The following is a 21669-nucleotide window of genomic DNA, read 5'->3' as shown; positions in this document are numbered from 1 at the left end:
GCATCCACCAGGGTAGAGCGCCGCGGGCGTGGCGAAGCTGTGAGGTAAGGCTCAGTCGCCGGATGTGCCCCGTGCGTCCGGGGTGGCGGATGTGCCGGACGGGACGGTGGACACGGCCGGTCCGGCACGCCGGGCGCCCCGCACCCTAGTCGCGATCTATCGCGTTTGGGTAGGCTGGTCCGGTGGACCTAGAGAAGCAGCCTCAGCAGCCGGTGGCGCCGGTCGGCATCCGTGCCTCCGACGCGGACCGGGACCGGATCGCGGACATCCTGCGGGAAGCCATGGCCGAGGGCCGGCTCACCGCCGAGGAGCACGCCGAGCGGGTCGACGCCGTCTACCGGGCCAAGACCGTCGGGGAACTGGAACCGCTGGTGCGGGACCTGCCGGGCGCCCCGGGCACGGTCCGCTCCGCCGTGCCCGCCGCCCCCGGCACGCAGGAGGCGCAGGGGCCCGAGGGTCCGGCCGACAACCTGGTGGCGATCTTCAGCGGGTCGACCCGCAAGGGCCGCTGGCGGGTCGGCGCCCGGACGAACGCCTTCGCGCTCTTCGGCAGCGTGGAGATCGATCTGACCGAGGCACTTTTCGGTCAGAGACTGACGGTCATCAATGCGACGTCCGTCTTCGGGAGCGTCGACATCAGGGTTCCCGAGAACATCTCGCTGCGCGGCGGTGGCGCGGGCGTCTTCGGTAATTTCGAGGTCGCCACGCTGGAATCCGGCGACCCCGAGGCGCCGGTCGTCGTCATCAACGGATATTCCGTGTTCGGCAGCGTCGAGGCGAAGCCCAAGCGCGGCAAGTTCATCGCGGATCTCCAGGACCGGCTGCGCAAGCGCCTCGGCTGACCGGTCGTACCGGCATCCGCGTCGGAGCTGGTCCGCGACGGTACGAGGGGGCGCGCCGGGCGGCTCTCGGTGGCTCCCCGCGGGTTCGTCCCGCCTTCTTCCGGCGGTCCCGGAATGCCGTGGGGAACCCCCGCGAGGGCTTTCGGCGGGCCCCGGGCGTTCCCGGGCGGGCCTTCCGGACCTCCGTGGGACTTCTCGAACCCGCGTGAATCTCCGTGAATCCCCATGGGTTCCGGTGGGTCCCCGCGAATCTTCGCGAATGTTTGCGAACCTTCGTCAAACTTCGAGAACAAGCCAATTCCCGGGGCGCCGCAATTCGACCCCGGGTGCGGGGCGCCACTCAGTGCATGGGCGTGCGCACAGGGGGTAGGGAATGCTGCATCGTCTCTCGCTCGCGAAGCCGTCGTCAGGAGTGGACCGTGCTGCAACTGCCGCATCAGCCCCTGCAGGTAGCCGCCGTGCCTGCCCAGCGCGCCCCCGCGCGGGAGGACCAGGCCGGCCCCTGGCACTCGGAGGCGGTGTGCCGCCGGGACGAGGCCGGGCTGTTCTTCGCCCCGTCGAAGGAGCCGACGGCCGCCAGACTCGCGCGTGAGGAGTCCGCCAAGCGGGTCTGCGCGCGCTGCCCCGTGATGATCGAGTGCCAGGAGCACGCGCTCATACAGCCGGAGCCCTACGGGGTCTGGGGCGGGCTCACCGCCGCCGAGCGCCGTGTGGTGCTCGCCCGGCGCAGACGGCGCGAGATGGAGCTCAAGGCGTCGTCGGCGTCGGCCGGGGCCACGGGCCGGGTCGCCGCGGCCGGCTGACCGCCCGACCGGGCCGCGCGCACGCCGCCGCGGTCCGGCCTCCGCGCGCACCGGCCCGACGGCGGCCCGGTGGCGCGGTCACCCACGCGAAGAGGCGCCCCCACCGCACACGGGGGGCGCCTCTTCGCGTGGCCGTGCCCGAGGACCCGCTCCGGAGAGGCGTCCTCGAGGGCGGCTCCTACTGCGCGCGGTCGAAGCCGACGGCGCTGTAGGCGCGCAGCTTCGAGAGCCGGTGCGTGGAGTCGATCCGCCGGATCGTGCCGGACTTGGAGCGCATCACGATGGACTCGGTGGTGGCCGTCTCCGCCCGGTACCGCACCCCGCGCATCAGCTCGCCGTCCGTGATGCCGGTCGCGGCGAAGAACACGTTGTCGCCGCTGACCAGGTCGTTGGTGGACAGCACCCGGTCCAGGTCGTGCCCGGCGTCCAGGGCGCGCTGCCGCTCGGCCTCGTCCTTCGGCCAGAGCTTGCCCTGGATGACGCCGCCGAGGCACTTTATGGCGCAGGCCGAGATGATGCCCTCGGGCGTGCCGCCGATGCCCATCAGCAGGTCGACGCCGGTGCCCTCGCGGGCCGCCATGATCGAGCCCGCGACGTCGCCGTCGGAGATGAACTTGATCCGGGCGCCGGTCTCGCGGATCTCCTTGACGATGCCCTCGTGGCGCGGGCGGTCGAGCACGACGACCGTGACGTCCTCGGGGGCGGAGTTCTTCGCCCGGGCGACCCGGCGGATGTTCACCGAGACGGGGGCGTTGATGTCGACGAAGTCGGCGGCCTCGGGGCCGGTGACCAGCTTGTCCATGTAGAAGACGGCCGAGGGGTCGAACATGGCGCCGCGGTCGGCGGCGGCCAGCACGGCGATCGCGTTCGGCATGCCCTTGGCGTTCAGGGTGGTGCCGTCGATCGGGTCCACGGCGATGTCGACCTCGGGGCCGGTCCCGTCGCCGACGCGCTCGCCGTTGAACAGCATGGGGGCTTCGTCCTTCTCGCCCTCGCCGATGACGACGACGCCGTTCATCGAGACGGTGGAGACGAGGGTCCGCATGGCCTTCACGGCGGCGCCGTCCGCGCCGATCTTGTCGCCGCGGCCCACCCAGCGCCCGGCCGCCATGGCGGCGGCCTCGGTGACCCTGACCAGCTCCAGGGCGAGGTTGCGGTCGGGGGCCTCGGGGGAGACCTCGAGCGGAGACGGCAGATGATGCTCGGGCATCGGAACGCACCTTTCTGTACGGCGACGACCGGAAGAGGGTGCTGTGACTCTATCGTCAGGTCGACAAAATGAGCAGACCGGGTCACTTTTGAGCGCTCGTTGTCGGCCGCCGCCCCCCGCTCGGGTCCGCCGGGCGCAATGCGACCATGGGTCCGTGGCTAGCAAGCGAGGCAAGCAGACGGCGCGGGACATGTTCCTGTCGATGGCGGTCATCACCGCCGTCGCGGGCAGTGTCTACATCTTCATCCCGCAGGACAAGAACGCCGATCCGGTCCCGGCCGTCGACTACCGGGTGGAACTCCTGACGGCGCGGCGCGCGGCGCCGTACCCGGTGGCCGCCCCGGACGGGCTGACCGGCGGCTGGAAGGCCACCTCGGTCAGCTACGACCGCAAGGCGGGCAACAGCTGGCACCTGGGCTTCCTCGACCCGGACGGCAAGTACGTCGCCGTGGAGCAGTCCACCTCCCCGGCGAAGCGGTACGTCACCGAGGTCAGCCAGAAGGCCGCGGACACCGGCCGTACGCGCCAGGTCGCGGGCGAGGCGTGGCAGCACTGGGAGGGCGACAAGTACGACGCCCTCGTGCGCCAGGACAAGGGCTCGACCACGGTGGTCACGGGCTCGGCGTCGACGGAGCGGCTGGCGGAGATGGCCGCCGCGCTGAAGACCGCCGCCCCGTCCCCCACGCCCTCCCCGTCCTCCTGACGGCACCCGCCCGCGCGGCGCGCGGGCAGGTGCGACGAGGCCCCGGAGCGTGCGCCGCTCCGGGGCCTCGTCGCGCTGCGGGCGGTCGACGACCACCCGGACGGCCGTGCGGCCGGGGGACGGCTCAGACGGTCGTGATGACCTCGTCGTAGGAGAGGCGCGGCAGGCGCGGGAACCAGGCGTCCTCGCCCGGCTTGCCGATGTTGACGACCATCAGCAGGCTGTGGTCGCCGTCCAGGAACTCCTTCTCGATGCCCGCGGCGTCGAAGCCGGTCATCGGGCCCGCGGCCAGGCCGGCGGCGCGGACGCCGATGATGAAGTACGCGGCCTGCAGGGCGCCGTTCAGCGCGGCGGACGACTCGCGGACCGGGCGCTCGGAGAAGAACGCGTCCTTGGCCTGCGGGAAGTGCGGCAGCAGGGCCGGGAGCTCCTCGTGGAACTCGTTGTCGGTGGCCAGGATCGCGACCAGCGGGGCGGTCGAGGTCTTGGCCTGGTTGCCCTCGGCCATGTGGCTCACCAGGCGGGCGCGGGCGTCCTCGGAGCGGACCAGGACGACGCGCAGCGGCGACTGGTTGAACGCGGTGGGCCCGAACTTGACCAGGTCGTAGATCGCCTGGACCTGCTCGTCCGTCACCGGCTCGTCGGAGAAGGTGTTGGCGGTGCGGGCCTCGCGGAAGAGGAGGTCCTGGGCGGTGGGGTCAAGAGCGAGGGACATCGTGCGTATTACCTTCCGGACGTACACGGGGGTCGAGCGACTCGGCCACCGTAACGGAGAGGTAGGTTAATTTTCAACTAAACCGTGAGCGGGGTGACCCGCTCCACAGGGAGCCGCGCGGTTTCAGTCGTTGCCGCCGCTTTGCTCCTCGTCCTCCCGGCTCCCGGCCTCCGGGCCCGCCAGGGCCGCGTCCAGCCTGGCCCGGGCGCCCTCCAGCCAGTGCCGGCACACCTGGGCCAGCTCCTCGCCGCGCTCCCAGAGCGCCAGCGACTCCTCCAGCGTCGTACCGCCCGTCTCCAGGCGGCGCACCACCTCGATCAGCTCGTCACGGGCCTGCTCGTAGCCGAGCGTGCCGGTGGCACCGGCCTCCGCGGCCGTCTCGTCCGTCATCTTCTCCACCTCGTGTCTCGGTCCTCTGCCGCTTGTCCGGCACGTTCCGCCCGCTGTCCGGCGCGTTCCGCCCGGCGTCCGGCGCGTTCCGCCCGGCGGGCACCGGCGCACCGGTCCCTCGTCACTCGCCCGTCCGTCAACCGGTCCGCCGTCATTCGCCCATCCGTCACTCGCCCACCCGTACGGCGAACTCGCCGCCCGAGACCCGCGCCCGGAGCACCTCGCCGGGCTCCCCGGCCTCCTCGGGGTCCCGCACCACATGGCCGTCCGCCCGCTGGAGCACCGCGTAACCCCGCTCCAGCGTCGCCGCCGGGGACAGGGCCACCACCCGCGCCCGGGTGTGGGCCAGCTCCGAATCCGCCCGGTCCAGCAGATGGCCCAGCACCCGGCGGCTCCGCCCGGCCAGCGCGTCGATCTCCGCCGCGCGCTCGTCCACCATCCGCTGCGGACGCTCCATCGACGGCCGGGCCAGCGCGTGCGCCAGGCCCCGCTCCTCGCGGTCCAGCAGCCCACGCACCGAGCGCAGCGCCCGCTCGCGGAGCTGCCGCACCCGGTCCAGCTCCTCGCCCACGTCCGGGACGACCTTCTTCGCCGCGTCCGTCGGTGTGGAGGCGCGTACGTCCGCCACCAGGTCGAGCAGTGGCGAATCGGGTTCGTGGCCGATCGCCGACACCACCGGTGTACGGCACTCGGCCACCGCCCGGACCAGCTCCTCGTCCGAGAACGGCAGCAGGTCCTCCACGCTGCCGCCGCCGCGCGCCACCACGATCACATCGACCTCGTCCAGCCCGTCCAGCTCGCGCACCGCCCGGACCACCTGGCTCACCGCGTGCACCCCCTGCACGGCCGTGTTGCGGACCTCGAAGCGGACCGCGGGCCACCGCCGCCGGGCGTTCTCCAGCACGTCCCGCTCGGCCGCCGACGCCCGCCCGCAGACCAGGCCGATCAGCTGCGGCAGGAACGGCAGCGGCTTCTTCCGGTCGGCCGCGAAGATCCCCTCGGCGGCCAGCGACTTCCGCAGCGCCTCCAGGCGGACCAGCAGTTCGCCGATGCCGACCGGCCGTATCTCCGTGGCCCGCAGCGACAGCTGCCCCCGGGGCGCGTACCACTCCGGCTTGGCCAGGACGACGACCCGCGCCCCCTCCGACACCACGTCCGCGATCCGGTCGAAGACCTGACGGAAACACGTCACGCTCACCGAGATGTCCTGCGAGGGGTCGCGCAGCGTCAGGAAGACCACCCCGGCGCCCGGCCGCCGCGAGAGCTGCGTGATCTGCCCCTCGACCCAGACCGCGCCGAGCCGGTCGATCCAGCCGCCGATGAGCCGCGACACATCACCTACGGGCAGCGGAGCTTCCGCCGACGTGTGGAGAGCCATGCGGGCGAGCGTAACCGCCCCCACCGACAACCGGCCCTCCACACCACCGCGCGACTGCGTCACTGCGCCGCCGGACCGCCACGGCACCACCGCGCCACTGCTCCGCGGGCGGACCGCCACCGCGCCACCGCGCGACTGCGTCACCGCGCCGCGCCGCCGGGCGTGCCCTACCGCCCCGCCCGTCGCCCCCGCTGCGCGGCCAGCACCACCAGCCCCACCGCCAACCAGCACACCCCCACCACCTGGGCGCTCCCGGCCGCCTCCACGATCACCGCGATCAGCACCCCCGCCCCCACCACCGGCACCAGCACATGCCGCCACCAGCTCGGCGGCCCCGCCATCCGGCGTACGACGAACCAGCCGACCACCGACGCGTGCAGCAGCACGAACGCCGTCAGCGCGCCGATGTCGACGACCGACACCAGATGGTCCAGCCCGTCGGCCCGCCGGGCCGCCCACACCGCGGCGACCAGCGTCACCACCGCCGCCAGCAGGATCGCGAGCCGCGGCACCCCGGACCCCGCGTCCACCTTCGCCAGCACCCGGGGCAGCCGCCGCTCCCGCGCCATCGCGAACAGCAGCCGCCCCGCGGCCGCCTGCCCGGCCAGCGCCGCGAACGCCGCCCCGATCGCCTTGCTCACCGCCACCAGATCGTGCAGCCAGCCGCCGACCGACACGTCCACCGTGTCGTAGAACGCCGACCCCTGCGCGGCCGGATCGGCGGCCAGCTCCGCCGAGGTCATCGGTTCCAGCAGCGCCGCCAGATACGCCTGCGCCACGAACAGCACCCCCGTCAGCACCAGGCAGAACAGCAGCGCCCGCGCCACCTTCGCCGAACCCCCGGACACCTCCTCGGCGAACGTCGCGATGGCGTCGAACCCCAGGTACGACAGGACCGCCACCGACACCGCCCCCAGCACCGCCGCCATGGAGAACCCGGAATCACCCGTGAACGGCGACAGCCAGCCCCGCTGCGCCCCGTCCCGGACGAGCACCACCACCGCCGATACCAGGAACACCGCCAGCACCACGATCTCCATCGCGAGCACCGCGAACCCCACCCGGGCGGCGGCCCGCACCCCCCACAGATTGAGCAGCGTGGTGACGACGACGGCCAGCGCCGTCCACACCCACCGCGACACCGACGGCACCAGCGCGTTCAGCGCGATCCCGGAGAAGAGGTACGCGACCGCCGGGATCAGCAGGTAGTCGAGCATCGCCATCCACCCGGCCACGAACCCCGGCCCCTCGCCGAGCCCCTTGCGCGCGTACGCGAAGACCGAACCGGCCAGCGGCGCGACCCGCACCATCTGCGCGTAGCTGAACGCCGTGAACGCCATCACCACCGTCGCCGCGACGTACACCAGCGCGACCGCGCCGTCCGACTTCGCGTCCAGCGTCCCGAACACCCCGACCGGGGCCATCGGCGCGATGAACAGCAGGCCATAGACCACCAGGTCCCGGAAGCCGAGTGTCCGCCGCAGCCGCCCGGCCTCCTGGTGCGCCCCCGAGTCCCCGTCGTCGATCCCGGTGGCGGCGTCCGGCATGGGACCTCCCAGATCAGGTACGGATCAAGGCCCAGTCTCACCACCGGCCCGCTCCTCCGCGATCCCGACGCCGCCGACCGGGCCGTACGATGGGCCGCATGACTGCTACGACCTCCCGCCGCGTCCTGCTCGCCGCCCCCCGTGGCTACTGCGCGGGCGTGGACCGCGCCGTGATCGCCGTGGAGAAGGCCCTGGAGCAGTACGGCGCCCCGGTGTACGTACGCCACGAGATCGTCCACAACAAGTACGTCGTGCAGACCCTGGAGAAGAAGGGCGCGATCTTCGTCGAGGAGACGGCGGAGGTCCCCGAGGGCTCGATCGTGATGTTCTCCGCGCACGGCGTCGCGCCGACCGTGCACCAGGAGGCCGCCGAGCGGAAGCTCGCCACGATCGACGCGACCTGCCCGCTGGTCACCAAGGTCCACAAGGAAGCGGTCCGCTTCGCCCAGGAGGACTTCGACATCCTGCTGATCGGCCATGAGGGCCACGAGGAGGTCATCGGCACCTCCGGCGAGGCCCCCGACCACATCACGCTGGTCGACGGCCCCGAGGACGTCGCCGGTGTCGAGGTCCGCGACCCCTCCAAGGTCGTCTGGCTCTCCCAGACCACGCTCTCCGTCGACGAGACGATGGAGACGGTCGGCGCCCTCAAGGAGAAGTTCCCGCTCCTGGTCTCGCCGCCCAGCGACGACATCTGCTACGCCACGCAGAACCGCCAGATCGCGGTGAAGCAGATGGGTGAGGACGCCGATCTGGTGATCGTCGTCGGCTCCAAGAACTCCTCCAACTCGGTCCGCCTGGTCGAGGTCGCCCTCGGCGCCGGGGCGAACGACGCCCACCTGGTCGACTTCGCCGAGGAGATCGACGAGGCCTGGCTGGACGGTGTCTCCACGGTCGGCGTCACCTCCGGCGCCTCCGTGCCCGAGGTGCTGGTCGACGGGGTCCTGGCCTGGCTGGCCGAGCGCGGTTTCGAGGACGTGGAGATCGTGAAGGCGGCCGAGGAGTCCATCACCTTCTCGCTGCCCAAGGAGCTCCGCCGCGACCTGCGCGCCGAGGCCGCGGCCCTCACGGAGCAGTAGCCCGGGACGCCGCCCGGATGCCGCCCGCCGCAGGGCGGCATCCCGTTCCGGGGAGTGGGCGGGGCCGCCTGCCCGTACCGTGGACCGTATGCAGATCTTCGGCGTGGACATCGGCGGATCCGGGATCAAGGGCGCACCCGTGGACCTGGCCCGCGGAGACCTGGCGCAGGAGCGCCACAAGGTACTGACACCGCGACCGGCCACCCCCAAGGACGTGGTCGAGTGCGTGGCCGAGGTCGTCGGCCACTTCGACTGGTTGGGCCCCGTCGGCGTCACCTTCCCGGGCGTCGTCACCGACGGGGTCACCCGTACCGCCGCCAACGTCGACAAGGGCTGGATCGACATGGACGCCCGCGCCCTGATCGGTGACCGGCTCGGCCTCCCGGTCACTTTGCTGAACGACGCGGACGCGGCCGGCGTCGCCGAGATGACCTTCGGCGCCGGCCGGGACCGCAAGGGCACCGTGATCATGCTGACGCTCGGTACGGGCATCGGCAGCGCCCTCTTCGTCGACGGCCACCTCGTCCCCAACACCGAGCTCGGCCACCTGGAGCTGAACGGCCACGACGCGGAGAAGCACGCCTCCACCAAGGCCAAGGAGGACGAGGACCTGGGCTGGCACCACTGGGCGCACCGGCTGCAGAAGTACCTGGCCCACGTGGAGATGCTGTTCTCGCCCGACCTCTTCATCATCGGCGGCGGCGTCAGCCGCAAGGCCGCCAAGTTCCTGCCCCTGATCGAGCACGTACGCGCCGAGATGGTGCCCGCGGAACTCCAGAACAACGCCGGGATCGTGGGCGCGGCCATGGCGGCCGGGAGCGCTGCCTGAGGCAGGGCCTACGAGGCGTCCTCCCGCCGACGCGGGCGGCGCGGACCCCCCTGCGGGGCGCGCGCCGCCCCCGCGGTCCGGGGAGCCACCGCCGTACGGCGCCGGCGCTGACGCATCTGCCGCACCTTCCGTACCGTCGTGATGACACCGGCGACGAGCGTTCCGCCGTACAGCCACCCGGCGTGCACGGCGAGCGCGGTGACGACCGCCATGATCCGCCCGCCGAGCCCGCCGGAGCCCCCGGAGATCGGCACGATCCCGACGGCGAACGCGATCGGCACGATGATCGGCGCCGTCACCAGGTCCGCGGGCCGGACCCAGAGCGCGGTCAGCGCGCAGACCGGCAGGAACAGCACCCCGAACACCGCCGGCGACCCGTCCAGGGCCACCAGGTCCAGACAGGCCAGGACGAACATGGTGACCGCGGCGAACAGTCCGGCCCCGATACCGGTCAGCCGGGGATTGGGCAGTCTGCGCAGCGCGAGCACCACGGGCGGTACCGGACGCCTCCGGCCCGTCGGCGGGCGCACCGCCCGGTAGACGGTCGCGGCCTCCTCGATGGTGCCCTGCGGGGACAGCGGGGCCTGAGGCGGCTGAGGTGACTGAGGCGCCTGCCTGCGCTGCGGGGGACGTGTCCTGTGCTGCTCCACCGGGACAACGTAGGGTGCCGGGCGCCGTGAAGCGGGTACGGGACACGCCCTTTGGGCGAGCCGGACGATGAGTTCGATGCCACACGGCCGAACGGGAACCGGCCCGGCCGCCCGGACCCCTCCCCGACCGGACCCGTGGGTACCCGCTTGCCCCCGCCCGTAAACTGGAGAATCGGCCCACCCAGGGCCCCGCTCTCCGCCCACCGCCCCACTCCTCAGGAAGTCGCCAACGTGTCGCTCACGATCGGAATCGTCGGTCTGCCGAATGTCGGCAAGTCGACCCTGTTCAACGCCCTGACCAAGAACGACGTGCTGGCGGCCAACTACCCGTTCGCCACGATCGAGCCGAACGTGGGCGTCGTCGGCGTCCCGGACCCGCGCCTGAACAAGCTCGCCGAGATCTTCGGGTCCCAGCGGCTGCTCCCTGCCACGGTCGACTTCGTCGACATCGCCGGCATCGTCCGCGGCGCCTCGGAGGGCGAGGGCCTGGGCAACAAGTTCCTCGCGAACATCCGCGAGTCCGACGCGATCTGCCAGGTCATCCGCGCCTTCAAGGACGAGAACGTCGTCCACGTCGACGGCAAGGTCTCGCCCAAGGACGACATCGAGACGATCAACACCGAGCTGATCCTCGCCGACCTCCAGTCCGTGGAGAAGGCCGTCCCGCGCCTGACCAAGGAGTCCCGCCTCCAGAAGGAGAAGGTCGCCGTCCTCGCCGCGGTCGAGGAGGCCCAGAAGATCCTGGAGTCCGGCCAGACCCTCTTCGCCGCCGGTATCACCGCGGGCACCGAGAAGGGCAAGCTCCTCCACGAGCTGCACCTCCTGACCACCAAGCCGTTCCTCTACGTCTTCAACGTCGACGAGGACGAACTGGTCGACGAGGACTTCAAGAACGAGCAGCGCGCCCTGGTCGCCCCCGCCGAGGCGATCTTCCTCAACGCCAAGATCGAGTCCGAGCTGATCGAGCTCGACGACGACGAGGCCCTGGAACTCCTCCAGTCCATGGGCCAGGAGGAGCCGGGCCTGGCCACCCTCGGCCGCGTCGGCTTCGACACCCTGGGCCTCCAGACCTACCTCACAGCAGGCCCGAAGGAAGCCCGCGCCTGGACGATCAAGAAGGGCGCCACCGCCCCCGAGGCCGCCGGTGTGATCCACACCGACTTCCAGAAGGGCTTCATCAAGGCGGAGATCATCTCCTTCGAGGACCTGATCGAAACCGGCTCCGTCGCCGAGGCCCGCGCCAAGGGCAAGGCCCGCATGGAGGGCAAGGACTACGTGATGCAGGACGGGGACGTGGTGGAGTTCCGGTTCAACGTGTAGTCGTGCACGTCAGAAGGGGTCGGGCTCCGTGGAGTCCGACCCCTTCGTCGTCACCGGGCCGGATGTGCCGGTGATTCCGAGCTGTTGCCGGCGGTGGTCAGGTGTCGTAGACGGTGGAACGGTGCCCCACGTGAACGACCCAGACCACCAGTTCGCCGTTGTCGAGCGTGTAGACGACGCGGTAGTCGCCCACTCGTAGCCGCCGGCGGTCCGGCTGGGACACAAGCGCGGTGGTGTTGAAGCCGAGGGGGTCGGTCTCCAGCTCGGTCAGCTTGGCCAGGATGCGCAGCGCCGTCTCGCGAGGGATTTTCCGAAGCTCGGCCTGCGCCTCGGGCCGGAAGACCGTTCGATACTCACTCACCGCGAGCCAGGGTCTCCCTCATGATGTCCTCGATCGGGATGCCGCGTACGGGGTTGGCCATGCGCTCGTCGATGATCCGGTTGATCTCGCGGTCCTCCCACTCCTGGTACTTGCGCAGGACATCGATGGAGACGACGGCGGCGACTTCCTTGCCTCGACGTGTGATCACCGTGGGCACGTCGTCCCGGTCCGCCCGCTCCACGACCTCGGCCAGGTGGGCGCGGACGGCGCGGATGGACTCTATGGGCAGCGGCTGCGTCATGTGCTCAAGCGTACCGGGTGTCCCATGTGTACACAACGGACGTGTGGCGATGATCGGGCCGCCTCGCCGTGAGCCGGTTGTGGAGGGGGGTACCGGGCGCGGCCCTGTTGTGGCTTCTCCCGGCATCCCGTGCGGATCGATCTCGTCTGTCTCAGGTCACGTTGATGCGTGCTCGGCGCGCATATGCTTGACGTACCGGCGCAGGGCGTCGGCGCTGTGGAAGACGCGGTAGTCGCTCGCTTCCATCGCCGCCTGCTCTGCGGGCGTCGTGTCGATGGCCAGGACCACGGACCCGCCCACCTCCGCCTGAAGGCCATGAGGCCAGTAAGCGGTGGCGATGGTGATCGCCTCACCCGTACGGGGATCGACCACCTCGCTGTCCAGGTCGGGCGTCGCGAATCCTGCTTCCTGGACCTCAAGCAGGAGCGCCGCGAGGCCGGGAACGTCGTCGAGCGAGGTTGGTTCGGACACCGCCACAGCAGTACGCGGAAGGCCGGGTCGCGAGGGAGAGACGAGGTCTACAGGGGCTGGGCCATCGTGGAGCGTGTCCAAGAAGTCGTTTGCGACGTACGACAGGAGTTCGCGACGCGCGGCCAGGAACTTCGGGTAGTTTTCAACGCGCCAGAGTTCCGGATCCACCGGGATCCACTGTGATTCCAGTGCGCCCGGCATGCGCATCGTGATTTCTGCAAGGTAATTCGCGGGATTCTTGGCCCCAACCCGTAGGTTGGTGTCCTGTGTGAGGAAGCAGAAGTTGGCCACCGCGTTGATCTCGGCGTGACTGTACCCATACGCGCGCAAGCGAGCCTTGGGGAAGATGTGGTGCACCTGGAGGGAGCTCAATCGGCCCAGCATGCCGTCCCGCAGTGGTACCCCGCTGTCCAGATCCTGCGCGCCGTGGACCCGAGTGAGCATGTACAGCAGGGGGTAGAAACGCGATCCCATGCTGGCACCTGCGAAGTCGTCGGGGCTCACCTGCAGCCGTCCGCCGTGGCTGCGCCGCAGCACGTCGATGAGCAGCTCGACTCCGCCGTCGTCGAGCGCCTTCAGATCCTGATTGAGCGTAGTTTCCGTCGCTCCCGTGTGACGGCCCCACAGGAAGCTGTGGACATACCAGTAGAAGAGTCGGTCGCGGGTTGTCCCGTCAGGGAATCTTCCGTCGTGGATGTGGAGCAGACGGCTCATGACAGGGAAGGCACCCCGGCCACTGATGACCCTTCCGTGGTCGAGCCCCAGCCGTCCGCCCAACGCGTTGAGCATGTAGTCGATAGAGTCGATGGTCCCTTTCAAGCCGGCCTGGAAGGGCAGGACTCCAACTTCTGCGAGCTTCGAGAACTGTGCCTCGCCCGTGAGTACTGCGTTGACATTGCGCAACAGCCAGTCGAGCTTGAAGTCGAATCCTGCCGCGGACCAAGTCGTCAGAGCTTCGTTCATCGTCGGCCGGGCTTCCGGCCATGAGGCGCAGATCGCAGCCAGAGCAAGATCACCTTTGGAGAGCTTGGTGCCGCCAGAATTAACCCTGTTGAAGATCTCGACGACGACATCGATGGTTTTGTCCTCACCTGTGACTTCGTCGATGTGGACCTCTCGGTCCATGATCTGGGTGATGCGGTTCAGGCGTTCGATGTAGGTGGACAGTGCCTCGGTGTCTCCGTCAGCCAGTTGGTTCACTGTCTGCAGGTGGGTGCTCAGACCGTTGCGAAGGAGAGAGGTGACGTCCAACCACAAAGGGTTGTCCTTCATCTTCGCCGGTGCGTAGAACTCGAACGTCTCTGTATCCAGGTTGAAGTGCAGCCCTTTCAACGTTGCGGGGTTTCCCTCGAAGAAGTGGGGAGGCCGACCGCGGGTCACGCCGTAGAGCGTGGTCACTCGCTGCTGCCCGTCCAGCAGAAGATTTACAGTGCCGTCCCTGTCGGCCCGGACCCCTCTGGTCTGGGTGCTTTCAACCTTGGTTCCCCAGGTGAGAAAGCCGCCGATCGGGTAGCTGCGATAGAGGGACTGGAAGAATCCGCGTACCTGGTCGCGGGTCCATACATATCCGCGCTGGAATTCCGGCAGGGCGATGTCGCCGGAGTCGATCTTGTCGAGGATCTGGGCAATGCGCATTGTCTTCCTGATCTCCAAGCCCCGGCGGCTTTCCCCCCACCAGGTTGCGATCTTCGTAAAATATCAGTCACGTCGAACGGTGACCCAGGGAACGGACCAGAGGCTCAGGCAGGTCATCGGCATCCTTCTCCTCCCTGCAGCCGCCCTCATGACCGCCCTGGCAGGCCGACGCGTCTGTTTGGGCTTCGGCTGCGGGCGGGACGCGGCAGCTCGCCCCAGCTCTCCTTTGCGCGCCAGGACGACGTCATCTCTTCGGAGGGGGGAGTCGCTCCAAGCGGCATGCTGCTCACTGTCGCGTCGGATGTTCGCCGTACTGAAGTCGATTCCTGTCAGGTCTTTGGGCATCACGACCGGGACGCTCCGAAGCAGCACACGAGGAACGTCACCGTCGCTGTGATCCGCTTGTTCGCGCTGGCCGACGCGTATCGCCGGCCGTCGGCGCTCCACCACGTAGCCGTAGCCGGTCTCCTCGGGGCGCCGGAACGGCATCGGTCACCTCTCCGGGTGCAGGTCGGTACGGTCGATCCAGGTGGGGGCGAAGAAGATGTTGCTGCCGGTGGGGGCTTCGGAGGCTTCCAGCAGAGACCAGGCGCGGGACTCTTCGACCAGGTGCTCCCAGGGCGCGGTCCAGTCGAGTTCCCAGTCCAGGGCGGTGCCGGAGATGCCGTACGTGCGGCCGGCGTCCACGCGCCAGAACTGTGAGTAGAGGATCACCTGGGCGTGGTCGGCCAGATTGTTGATGATCTCGGTTAAGTGGGCCGAGGGCCAGCCCGGGGCGTCGTCCGCAGCGGTGTCTCGTAGGTGGGCAGTATGCGGCGGGACGACGGGGCTGCGTGCGCCGAGTTCGGTCAGGGCCCAGCGGATGCCTTCCGGCTCGCTCCAGTCGGGTGGCGTCGCCCGTTCCAGGCAGGCGAGATAGACGCGGCGCAGGGGCTCGATGGCGCCGTCGATTTCCAGGCTCGCCAGGGCCATGGCCGCCCATTCGCGGACGGTCGGATTGTCGCTGTCCAGCAGACCGATGAGAGCGGGGCCGCAACGGGGATCGCCCACCTCCTCGAAGACCTCGATGGCGGTCAGCTGGCCGAAGCCGCCGAGGGAAGGCAGGCCGTTGATGACGGCGGGTATGGCGTCGGCGCCGATCCAGATCAGCTCCGCGCGGGCGTCGTAGGACTCGTCGGCCTTGCCGTCGAGCTGCCGGACGAGTGTCTCGATGTGGGAGGTCATGACACGGAGTGGTCCCGGCGCCAGAAAGTGGGGAGCCACCAGCAGAGAACCGAGCTGTCGTCGGGCCATGGGGCGCTGTCCTCGGCTGCCCAGTCCTCGAAGGAGTCCCGGGTCAGATCGATGGGGCGCCAGGCGGGGTCGAGCGGCTCGTCTTCGGCCGGCGGACGGACGAACCGGCGGCCGTGCTCGTCGCAGGCGCCGAAGTCCTGGTAGTTCCGCTGGGCCGCGATCAAGGAGACCTTGTTCGCGCCGCCGCCCATGGTCGGCCAGCGGAACTGGACCCCGTCGTCCTCCCAGAAGCAGACGGGGCAGATCTCGTACGAGCCGGGCATCTCGCCCAGCACGCGGTGCCCGCAGCATGGGCAGGGGTAGCGGTCGCTCACCCAGGCAGTCTCCTTGCCGGTTCCGCCGGTGCGCCATGGATTTCTCGGCCCCCGCCCGCCCGGCCAGTCCGCAGCCAGTCCGCAGGACACCCGTAAACGGCCGTCGGGAGCCAACGCATGCCAACGAGGAATCCCAGGTCAGGGCCCGGTGCGGGGCTCCGTCGCAGGTCAGGATCTGGCTTCAGACATTCCGCTTCAACGTGTGAGCGTCGTCTTACTACGAGCAAGGCGCTTCGTCAGGTTTGCAGGTGGCAAGGGGCCGGTTTCCCGGGCGGCCGGCCCCTCGTCGTCTCCCGTGCTGAAATGGTGCTGGGTTTCCTGATCTTTCGTCAGGTGTCCGCCCTGTCCGGGAGTGGTGAAAGTGGTACGTTATTCGGTACCGCAACCGGGAAGGGGCAGGTCATGTCCATAACTGCGAGTGAAGCCCGCAAGGCACTCTTTCCGCTGATCAAGAAGGTCAACGACAATCACGAGGCCATCGAGATCGTCTCCAAGCACGGCAACGCGGTGCTCGTCTCGGCCGAGGACTATGCGGCGCTACGTGAAGGCTCGTACCTCCTGCGCTCTCCGGCGAACGCTCGCCGCTTGCTCAAGGCGTACGAGAACGCCCTGGCCAACATCAACGTGTCCGAGCGGGACCTGATCGACCCCGACTCGCCGGATGCGGCACGTGAGGGTGTCGCGTGAGGCTTGTCGTCGAGGATCAGGGCTGGGAGGACTATACGTCCTGGCTCCAGAACGACCGGAAGATGCTCGCTCGGATCAACAAGCTCATCGAGGACGTCAAGCGTGACCCCTTCACGGGGATCGGCAAGCCCGAGCCGCTGAAGTACCACTTGCCCGGGGCATGGTCGCGGCGGATCGACGATGAGCACCGCCTCGTCTACCTGGTCATGGACAAGGAGATCGTCATTCTCGCGGCTCGTTATCACTACTGACGTCCGGGACGTTTTCTTGTGGGACGCGGCCCGTGCGTTGCAGGCTGGCGACGGAAGGCGCTGGTAGGGCCACAGCCGGGGCCGCCGCCGTCCAGCGGGCCGTGCGTGCCGCGCATCCTTATGAGGAGGCGGTCATCCACTTTCTGCCTCTGTACGAGCCGTAGCCGCGTAGCCGTCGCCACCTCGTGTCGCGGCCGGGCGGTCCCCGTGAGGAGGGGCCGCCCGGCCGCAACCGGTATCACCGTGTGTCGTAGCCGCGGGTGATCGCCCGGATCACCGCACGTCGTAGGCGCGGATGATCGTCTGGGTGACCGCGTTGCCGTTGGAGTCGGTGACGGATGCCTTCAGCGTGACCTGTTCGCCGGAGGCGCCGGTGTGGTCGAGGACGGCCGTCCAGCGGCCGTCACGGTGCTCGGTCGGCGCCTGGATCCAGGTGGTTCCGCCGTCGTAGGAGTAGGACAGCGTGGCACCGGTGACCGCGCCGGAGGTGTATCCGGCGTGGCCCTCGACCGACAGCCCGATCTCCGTGCCCTTTCGCGCGGCCACGGTGTTCAGGCCGTCCACCGGCACGTCGTACGCCGGGAAGAGGAGCGGCAGGCCGCGCGAGTAGACGTCCGGCTCCCGGTGGGAGCGGAAGGTCCAGGAAGTGGTGACCGCGCTGGAGCGGAGCCAGTTCTTGTCCGAGGTCGCGATCTTCTGCAGATTCTGGGTGAGCTCGTAGACGGAGTCCTCGTCCGGCACCTGGAACACGCCGAACGGGTCGGCACGTCGGCCGATCTCCTCGCCGTCGCGCTTCAGGCGCAGGTTGCCGATGTCGCCGAACGAGCCGCCGGGGGACCAGTGGTCACCGGAACCGTCGAGCCAGAACGCGGTCTGGACGCCGATCTGGTCGCCCTGTCGCTCGGCGGCCAGCATGGGCTTCCCGCCGGTGTCCCGGGCGGCGGCGGGCCGCAGCACGCCGCGGTACCACTCCTCGGACCGTCGCTGCCCCGGCCGGTAGGCGCGCTCCTGGTCACCCATGAACGCGGCGAACGGGAAGCTGCTCATCGCGCCGTGGTACCAGAGGTCGTCGCCGGTCGTGTAGTAGGCGGTACGGGTCGCGGGCACGTGCACAGCGCCGTACGGGCTCACCGGGATGTAGTCGCTGCCGCTCTCGGGACGGCGGACGAACAGGGCGTCGAGGTAGTCCGCCTCCTTGCCCACGGCGTTCCAGGTCTCGGTCACCCGCGCCATCCGGGAGTCCCTGGGCCGGTAGACCTGGTCGGAACGGATCGGTCCGGAGGTCGGGAACGTCAGGTTGTACACGTACGGCGAGCCGCCCCGGGAGCCGCTGGCCCGCCAGGTGGGCCGGAACTCGAAGGTGCCGTCCGTGGCACGTCCGTCGACGTCCGCGTAGAACTCCTGGACGGTGCTGTCCGTCGAGACCGAGCCGGCGACCAGCCAGGTGTCGTCCCAGATCCGGGCGTAGCCGATCGTGGTCGTGTCCACCGTCGCCGGCCGGTCGGTGTCCAGGCTCAACCGGTGGGCCCGCCGGGCGTCGAGGACGACCGTGGTGTCCTTGGTGATCCGGAGCTGCGGCTTCGCGAGGTAACTGACCGACCCGGGCGCCCCGTTCGCGCTGTACGTGGTCACGAAGGCGCTGAGGGAGAAGCTGCCCGGGCGGACGCGGTACGTCTGGTCGGGCGCCCCGGCGTTCGCGCGGCGCTCTCCCTTGTCAATGTCCAGGCTGACCAGGTCCAGGGAGGAGGTGCCGGCCGCGGGCCCGCCGTCGCGGTCCACGGCCTTGACCCGGAGGGTGACCGTCTCGGGCTCGACGTAGAGCGTCACCGGTACGGAGACGTGCACACCGTGGCCGGTGGCCAGGAGGCGGCCGGTGACCGCACCGTACTGGGAGTCCTTCAGGCGCGCGGTGGGGTCGATCCGCACCGGTACCCGCACGGTGGCCCCCGCGGGGATCGTCACCCTGTGCCGTACCGGCTCGATGATGCCGGAGCGGACCGCGCTGCCGTCGTTGCCGTGCACACCGTCGGCCTTCAGGCCCAGGGCCACGTCGCTGTCGCCGGTGTTGGTGAAGGGCACCGTCACAGTGGTGCGGTCCGACGTGTCCTGCGGCCAGGCGTAGCTGCCCCCCTGGACGGCGGGCGCGGCCAGCACCTTCTGGTTCACCGCGGCGAACACGTCGAGGACACCGGCGCCGGTCCGGTCCGCTCCCTCCACCCCGCCGCCGGTGCGGGCCGAGGAGACGAGCGCGGACTTGACCTGCTGCGCGGTCCAGCCCGGGTGGGCGCCGCGCACGACGGCCGCGGCGCCCGCGACGTGCGGGGTCGCCATCGACGTGCCGGACATCGACCGGTAGGCGTACACGCCGCGGCCGCCCGCGCTCGCCGCCGAGATGCCGACGCCGGGCGCGGCGATCTCGGGCTTGAGGGTGTGCGTGACGGCCACCGGGCCGCGGCTGGAGAACGGGGCGGTGCTGTCGTCACGGTCCACCGCGCCGACCGTCAGCACCTCGGGCACGCACCCGGGGGAGGAGACGGTCTCGGTGCCCGGTCCGGCGTTCCCCGCGGCGACGACGAACAGGGAGCGGGTGCTCTGCGCGAGCCGCTGCGTGGCCTGCGCCACCGGGTCGGTGCAGTCCCCGATCGCCTGGCTGCCCAGGCTCATGGAGACGACGTCGGCGCGCTGGTCGACGGCCCACTGCATCCCCGCGATGACCCAGGAGTCCTGGCCGTACCCGGCGTCGTTGAGGACCTTCCCGATGAGCAGGGAGGTGCCGGGGGCCACGCCCTTCTTCCGGCCTCCGCTCGCCGCTCCGGAGCCGCCGACGGTGGAGGCGGTATGAGTACCGTGGCCCACACGGTCGTCGGTGGTCGCGGAGTCCGTGAAGTTCTCGGAGGCGGTGACCCGGTCCACGAGATCCGGGTGCCCGGCGTCCACTCCCGTGTCGAGCACGGCGACCTTGGTGCCGCTGCCGTCGTGACCGGCGGCCCATGCCTCCGGAGCGTGGACCTGCTTGGTGGACCGGTCCAGGGTGCCCTCGACCCGTCCGTCCAGCCACAGCTTCCGCGGTGCGGAGGCGGAACGGGAACGCGGGGCGGTGACGTCGCGCCAGAAGGTGGCGGCGGTGTCCTTGTCTGCGGTGAGGGCGACGCCGCCCACCGCGGGGAGGAGCAGTCCCCGTTCGGAGCCGCGGGGGGCCGGGGGCGTGCTCCTGGCGACGTCCACGCCGTCCCCGTAGGTGGCGATGAGCGGCAGCGCGTCGGTGTGCGCGTCGTCGTACCCCTGGCGGATGAGGCCGGTGACGTTGAACAGCCTCTCGTCGACCCGGCCCTCGGCGACGGCCCGGGTGGCGCCCTCGGGGTAGACGTAGAGGTCCTTGCCCGACTGGTACGTCTGGACCACCGGCCGGGTGCCGTCCTCGCGCGCCAGTACCGCCGCGGAGCTGCGGCCCGACGCGTCGGTGGTCACGAGGACCTTGTCGCCGGTGATGAGCGTGACGGCCGTCTGCCGGCCTCCGGACGACGCCGGCCCGCTGCCGACGACGGGTCTCTTCCCCGAGCCGCCGCCGGGTGGTGCGCCCTCTGCCCCGGACGGTGCGACCACCGTGAGGGCCAGGGCGGCGGCGCATGCCGCTGCCAGGGATATTCGGGTGAGGGGGCGCATGGATCTCCCTACTTCGACGCGGTGGAATGCCGTGGTGCGGCTGCAGCCTGGCAGACCGGCCGACGGTGCGGGGACGCCTGCGGGTGACGGGTTGGCCGCATGTCGGATTTCCGACATCGCGCCGCGGCCACTGCGTCCGGTACCGCCGTGCCCCCGCCCGGCGTCGCGGCCACTGCGGATACGGGCGGGGGCGGACCTGCGTCGGGGCGGTCTCCGCTCAGCGGGCCCGGTGGCTCACAACCAGCCCGCGCGTGCGGCGTGCCAGCCGAGCTGGAGGCGCGAATCCGCCCCGGCAAGGTCCATCAGCCGCCGGGTCCGCCGTTCCACGGTGCGGATGGAGACCCCGAGCTGGGACGCCGCCCGACGGTCCGAGACCCCGGCCAGCAGGAGCGCGAGGACCTCCAGTTCCCCCACGGTCGGCTCCCGCTCCGCCGTCCGCACCCGCATCCCCGTGGGGGTGGGGTACAGCGGCCGGGCCTGGGCCCATTCCTTCTCGAAAAGCTGGACCAGGGCGGTGAGCAGACCGCTGCGGTGCACCACGATGGCGCTCGGCTCGCCCCCGGAGTCGGCCATGTCCAGCGGAACCATGGCACTCTGACGGTCCGACACGACCATCTTCAGCGGCAACGCCTCGACCAGACGCAGCCCCAGCCCCGCCGTGACGGCCGTACGCATGTCCCGCGCCACCTCGGGACCGTCGAGATAGTCCTTCGTGGCCACGACCCGGAAATCCACCCCCCGGTCCAGGGCGGCGCTCTCCGACAGGTCGGTGTCCTCGCGCGGCACCGCGATCGGCGTGCCGACGAGGAAGACGAGCAGCTCCCGCTGCGCGCCGCGCTGCAACTGGTGGAACCGGTGCGCGACCTGCTCCACGCCGACCACCACCTCCACGACGTTGCCCGCCGGGTGGGCGGCGGTGCTGCGGTACTGCTCGGTCAGCATCGAGAAGGCGGTCTCGGCCCGGTGCAGGGCGTTGCGCTGCTCGACCAGGAGCGGGGCCAGGGCCACGGAGGGCGGCGTGAGCCGGTAGGGGGTGGCGTGTCCGTCGCCGGACCCGGGACGGGCGTGGGAGTCGGACATACCGCCCGCCCCTGCTTCGACCGCGACCAGGCCGCGTGCCGCCAGGTCGTGCAGGATGCGGGCGATCCCGTCCCTGTTGAGCCCGGTCTGCCCGGCGAGGTCCCGCGCGGAGGCGGTCGGCCGGGTCAGCAGCGCCGTGTAGACGGTCTCCTCGTCCGGGCTCAGCCCCAATGCCTGCAGCATCCA

General features: G+C 70.5%; 21 protein-coding genes. 8 read left to right on the top strand and 13 right to left on the bottom strand.

From position 1 onward, the window contains the following. Positions 1–182: 182 nt before the first annotated feature. Positions 183–842, top strand: coding sequence for a DUF1707 SHOCT-like domain-containing protein (locus ACWC97_RS06865; RefSeq protein ID WP_352273344.1), 660 nt, complete (start codon positions 183–185; stop codon positions 840–842). 419 nt (positions 843–1261) lie between these two features. Further along, complete coding sequence (locus ACWC97_RS06860; RefSeq protein WP_352273343.1) at positions 1262–1645, top strand: WhiB family transcriptional regulator; 384 nt, start codon at positions 1262–1264, stop codon at positions 1643–1645. A 178-nt stretch (positions 1646–1823) separates the two neighbouring features. Here ACWC97_RS06860 and glpX read toward each other — a convergent pair whose 3' ends face one another. Further along, positions 1824–2855: a class II fructose-bisphosphatase gene (glpX, locus tag ACWC97_RS06855; protein ID WP_352273342.1), complete on the bottom strand. Its 1032-nt coding sequence runs from the start codon at positions 2853–2855 to the stop codon at positions 1824–1826. Positions 2856–3009: 154 nt separating this feature from the next. On the opposite strand from glpX, the gene ACWC97_RS06850 reads away from it, so the two are divergent. Continuing rightward, positions 3010–3558: a DUF4245 domain-containing protein gene (locus tag ACWC97_RS06850; protein WP_352273341.1), complete on the top strand. Its 549-nt coding sequence runs from the start codon at positions 3010–3012 to the stop codon at positions 3556–3558. A gap of 124 nt (positions 3559–3682) precedes the next feature. On the opposite strand, the gene ACWC97_RS06845 is transcribed toward ACWC97_RS06850, so the two are convergent. The 4 genes from ACWC97_RS06845 to ACWC97_RS06830 form a co-directional block, all read right to left on the bottom strand. Further along, positions 3683–4273, bottom strand: coding sequence for a malonic semialdehyde reductase (locus ACWC97_RS06845; protein ID WP_385214219.1), 591 nt, complete (start codon positions 4271–4273; stop codon positions 3683–3685). A gap of 123 nt (positions 4274–4396) precedes the next feature. Continuing rightward, on the bottom strand, positions 4397–4663 hold the full coding sequence (locus tag ACWC97_RS06840; RefSeq protein ID WP_450647846.1) for an exodeoxyribonuclease VII small subunit: 267 nt from the start codon (positions 4661–4663) through the stop codon (positions 4397–4399). A 166-nt stretch (positions 4664–4829) separates the two neighbouring features. Further along, positions 4830–6041, bottom strand: coding sequence for an exodeoxyribonuclease VII large subunit (xseA, locus tag ACWC97_RS06835; RefSeq protein ID WP_385214215.1), 1212 nt, complete (start codon positions 6039–6041; stop codon positions 4830–4832). 167 nt (positions 6042–6208) lie between these two features. After that, positions 6209–7588 (bottom strand): APC family permease, encoded by a 1380-nt coding sequence (locus tag ACWC97_RS06830; protein ID WP_450647844.1) that lies wholly within the window; start codon positions 7586–7588, stop codon positions 6209–6211. An 89-nt stretch (positions 7589–7677) separates the two neighbouring features. Between ACWC97_RS06830 and ACWC97_RS06825 the strand changes: the two genes are divergently transcribed. Then, positions 7678–8667 carry a 4-hydroxy-3-methylbut-2-enyl diphosphate reductase gene (locus ACWC97_RS06825; protein WP_352273336.1) on the top strand — a complete coding sequence of 330 codons (990 nt, stop codon included), beginning with the start codon at positions 7678–7680 and terminating at the stop codon, positions 8665–8667. Between the two features lie 88 nt (positions 8668–8755). Then, entirely contained in the window at positions 8756–9496 is a 741-nt protein-coding gene (gene ppgK, locus ACWC97_RS06820) for a polyphosphate--glucose phosphotransferase (protein WP_352273335.1), read from the top strand. A gap of 8 nt (positions 9497–9504) precedes the next feature. Here ppgK and ACWC97_RS06815 read toward each other — a convergent pair whose 3' ends face one another. Further along, entirely contained in the window at positions 9505–10146 is a 642-nt protein-coding gene (locus ACWC97_RS06815) for a DUF6542 domain-containing protein (protein WP_352273334.1), read from the bottom strand. A gap of 231 nt (positions 10147–10377) precedes the next feature. Between ACWC97_RS06815 and ychF the strand changes: the two genes are divergently transcribed. Further along, positions 10378–11466, top strand: coding sequence for a redox-regulated ATPase YchF (gene ychF / locus ACWC97_RS06810; RefSeq protein WP_352273333.1), 1089 nt, complete (start codon positions 10378–10380; stop codon positions 11464–11466). A gap of 97 nt (positions 11467–11563) precedes the next feature. On the opposite strand, the gene ACWC97_RS06805 is transcribed toward ychF, so the two are convergent. The 5 genes from ACWC97_RS06805 to ACWC97_RS06785 all read right to left on the bottom strand — a co-directional run bounded on the left by ACWC97_RS06805 (position 11564) and on the right by ACWC97_RS06785 (position 15802). Then, positions 11564–11827 carry a type II toxin-antitoxin system RelE family toxin gene (locus ACWC97_RS06805; RefSeq protein ID WP_385214203.1) on the bottom strand — a complete coding sequence of 88 codons (264 nt, stop codon included), beginning with the start codon at positions 11825–11827 and terminating at the stop codon, positions 11564–11566. Then, on the bottom strand, positions 11820–12089 hold the full coding sequence (locus ACWC97_RS06800; RefSeq protein ID WP_450647840.1) for a type II toxin-antitoxin system Phd/YefM family antitoxin: 270 nt from the start codon (positions 12087–12089) through the stop codon (positions 11820–11822). The genes ACWC97_RS06805 and ACWC97_RS06800 overlap by 8 nt, the downstream gene beginning before the upstream one ends. A 156-nt stretch (positions 12090–12245) precedes the next feature. After that, positions 12246–14195: a GmrSD restriction endonuclease domain-containing protein gene (locus ACWC97_RS06795; protein ID WP_450647838.1), complete on the bottom strand. Its 1950-nt coding sequence runs from the start codon at positions 14193–14195 to the stop codon at positions 12246–12248. 492 nt (positions 14196–14687) lie between these two features. Next, positions 14688–15419, bottom strand: coding sequence for a HEAT repeat domain-containing protein (locus tag ACWC97_RS06790; protein ID WP_450647836.1), 732 nt, complete (start codon positions 15417–15419; stop codon positions 14688–14690). Beyond that, on the bottom strand, positions 15416–15802 hold the full coding sequence (locus ACWC97_RS06785) for a CPCC family cysteine-rich protein (RefSeq protein ID WP_450647834.1): 387 nt from the start codon (positions 15800–15802) through the stop codon (positions 15416–15418). The genes ACWC97_RS06790 and ACWC97_RS06785 overlap by 4 nt, the downstream gene beginning before the upstream one ends. A 402-nt stretch (positions 15803–16204) precedes the next feature. Here ACWC97_RS06785 and ACWC97_RS06780 point away from each other — a divergent pair, with 402 nt between their 5' ends. After that, positions 16205–16489, top strand: a complete 285-nt coding sequence (locus tag ACWC97_RS06780; protein WP_450647832.1) for a type II toxin-antitoxin system Phd/YefM family antitoxin — start codon at positions 16205–16207, stop codon at positions 16487–16489. Next, positions 16486–16740: a Txe/YoeB family addiction module toxin gene (locus ACWC97_RS06775; RefSeq protein WP_352273331.1), complete on the top strand. Its 255-nt coding sequence runs from the start codon at positions 16486–16488 to the stop codon at positions 16738–16740. The genes ACWC97_RS06780 and ACWC97_RS06775 overlap by 4 nt, the downstream gene beginning before the upstream one ends. Before the next feature lie 273 nt (positions 16741–17013). On the opposite strand, the gene ACWC97_RS06770 is transcribed toward ACWC97_RS06775, so the two are convergent. Both ACWC97_RS06770 and ACWC97_RS06765 read right to left on the bottom strand, forming a co-directional pair. After that, positions 17014–20403: a S8 family serine peptidase gene (locus tag ACWC97_RS06770; protein ID WP_450647830.1), complete on the bottom strand. Its 3390-nt coding sequence runs from the start codon at positions 20401–20403 to the stop codon at positions 17014–17016. 234 nt (positions 20404–20637) lie between these two features. Continuing rightward, on the bottom strand, positions 20638–21666 hold the full coding sequence (locus ACWC97_RS06765) for a helix-turn-helix domain-containing protein (RefSeq protein WP_352273330.1): 1029 nt from the start codon (positions 21664–21666) through the stop codon (positions 20638–20640). Between the last annotated feature and the right edge of the window lie 3 nt (positions 21667–21669).

This window comes from Streptomyces sp. NPDC001108, assembly GCF_053598535.1.
The sequence above is the reverse complement of the archived record's forward strand: the minus strand, read 5'-3'. Positions and strand labels throughout refer to the sequence as shown.

Coding starts and splice junctions, on each gene's coding strand:
- glpX (WP_352273342.1), bottom strand. CDS start 2,855: ATGCCCGAGCATCATCTGCCGTCTCCGCTCGAGGTCTCCCCCGAGGCC.
- ACWC97_RS06845 (WP_385214219.1), bottom strand. CDS start 4,273: ATGTCCCTCGCTCTTGACCCCACCGCCCAGGACCTCCTCTTCCGCGAG.
- ACWC97_RS06840 (WP_450647846.1), bottom strand. CDS start 4,663: ATGACGGACGAGACGGCCGCGGAGGCCGGTGCCACCGGCACGCTCGGC.
- xseA (WP_385214215.1), bottom strand. CDS start 6,041: ATGGCTCTCCACACGTCGGCGGAAGCTCCGCTGCCCGTAGGTGATGTG.
- ACWC97_RS06830 (WP_450647844.1), bottom strand. CDS start 7,588: ATGCCGGACGCCGCCACCGGGATCGACGACGGGGACTCGGGGGCGCAC.
- ACWC97_RS06825 (WP_352273336.1), top strand. CDS start 7,678: ATGGGCCGCATGACTGCTACGACCTCCCGCCGCGTCCTGCTCGCCGCC.
- ppgK (WP_352273335.1), top strand. CDS start 8,756: ATGCAGATCTTCGGCGTGGACATCGGCGGATCCGGGATCAAGGGCGCA.
- ACWC97_RS06800 (WP_450647840.1), bottom strand. CDS start 12,089: ATGACGCAGCCGCTGCCCATAGAGTCCATCCGCGCCGTCCGCGCCCAC.
- ACWC97_RS06795 (WP_450647838.1), bottom strand. CDS start 14,195: ATGCGCATTGCCCAGATCCTCGACAAGATCGACTCCGGCGACATCGCC.
- ACWC97_RS06790 (WP_450647836.1), bottom strand. CDS start 15,419: ATGACCTCCCACATCGAGACACTCGTCCGGCAGCTCGACGGCAAGGCC.
- ACWC97_RS06780 (WP_450647832.1), top strand. CDS start 16,205: ATGTCCATAACTGCGAGTGAAGCCCGCAAGGCACTCTTTCCGCTGATC.
- ACWC97_RS06770 (WP_450647830.1), bottom strand. CDS start 20,403: ATGCGCCCCCTCACCCGAATATCCCTGGCAGCGGCATGCGCCGCCGCC.
- ACWC97_RS06765 (WP_352273330.1), bottom strand. CDS start 21,666: ATGCTGCAGGCATTGGGGCTGAGCCCGGACGAGGAGACCGTCTACACG.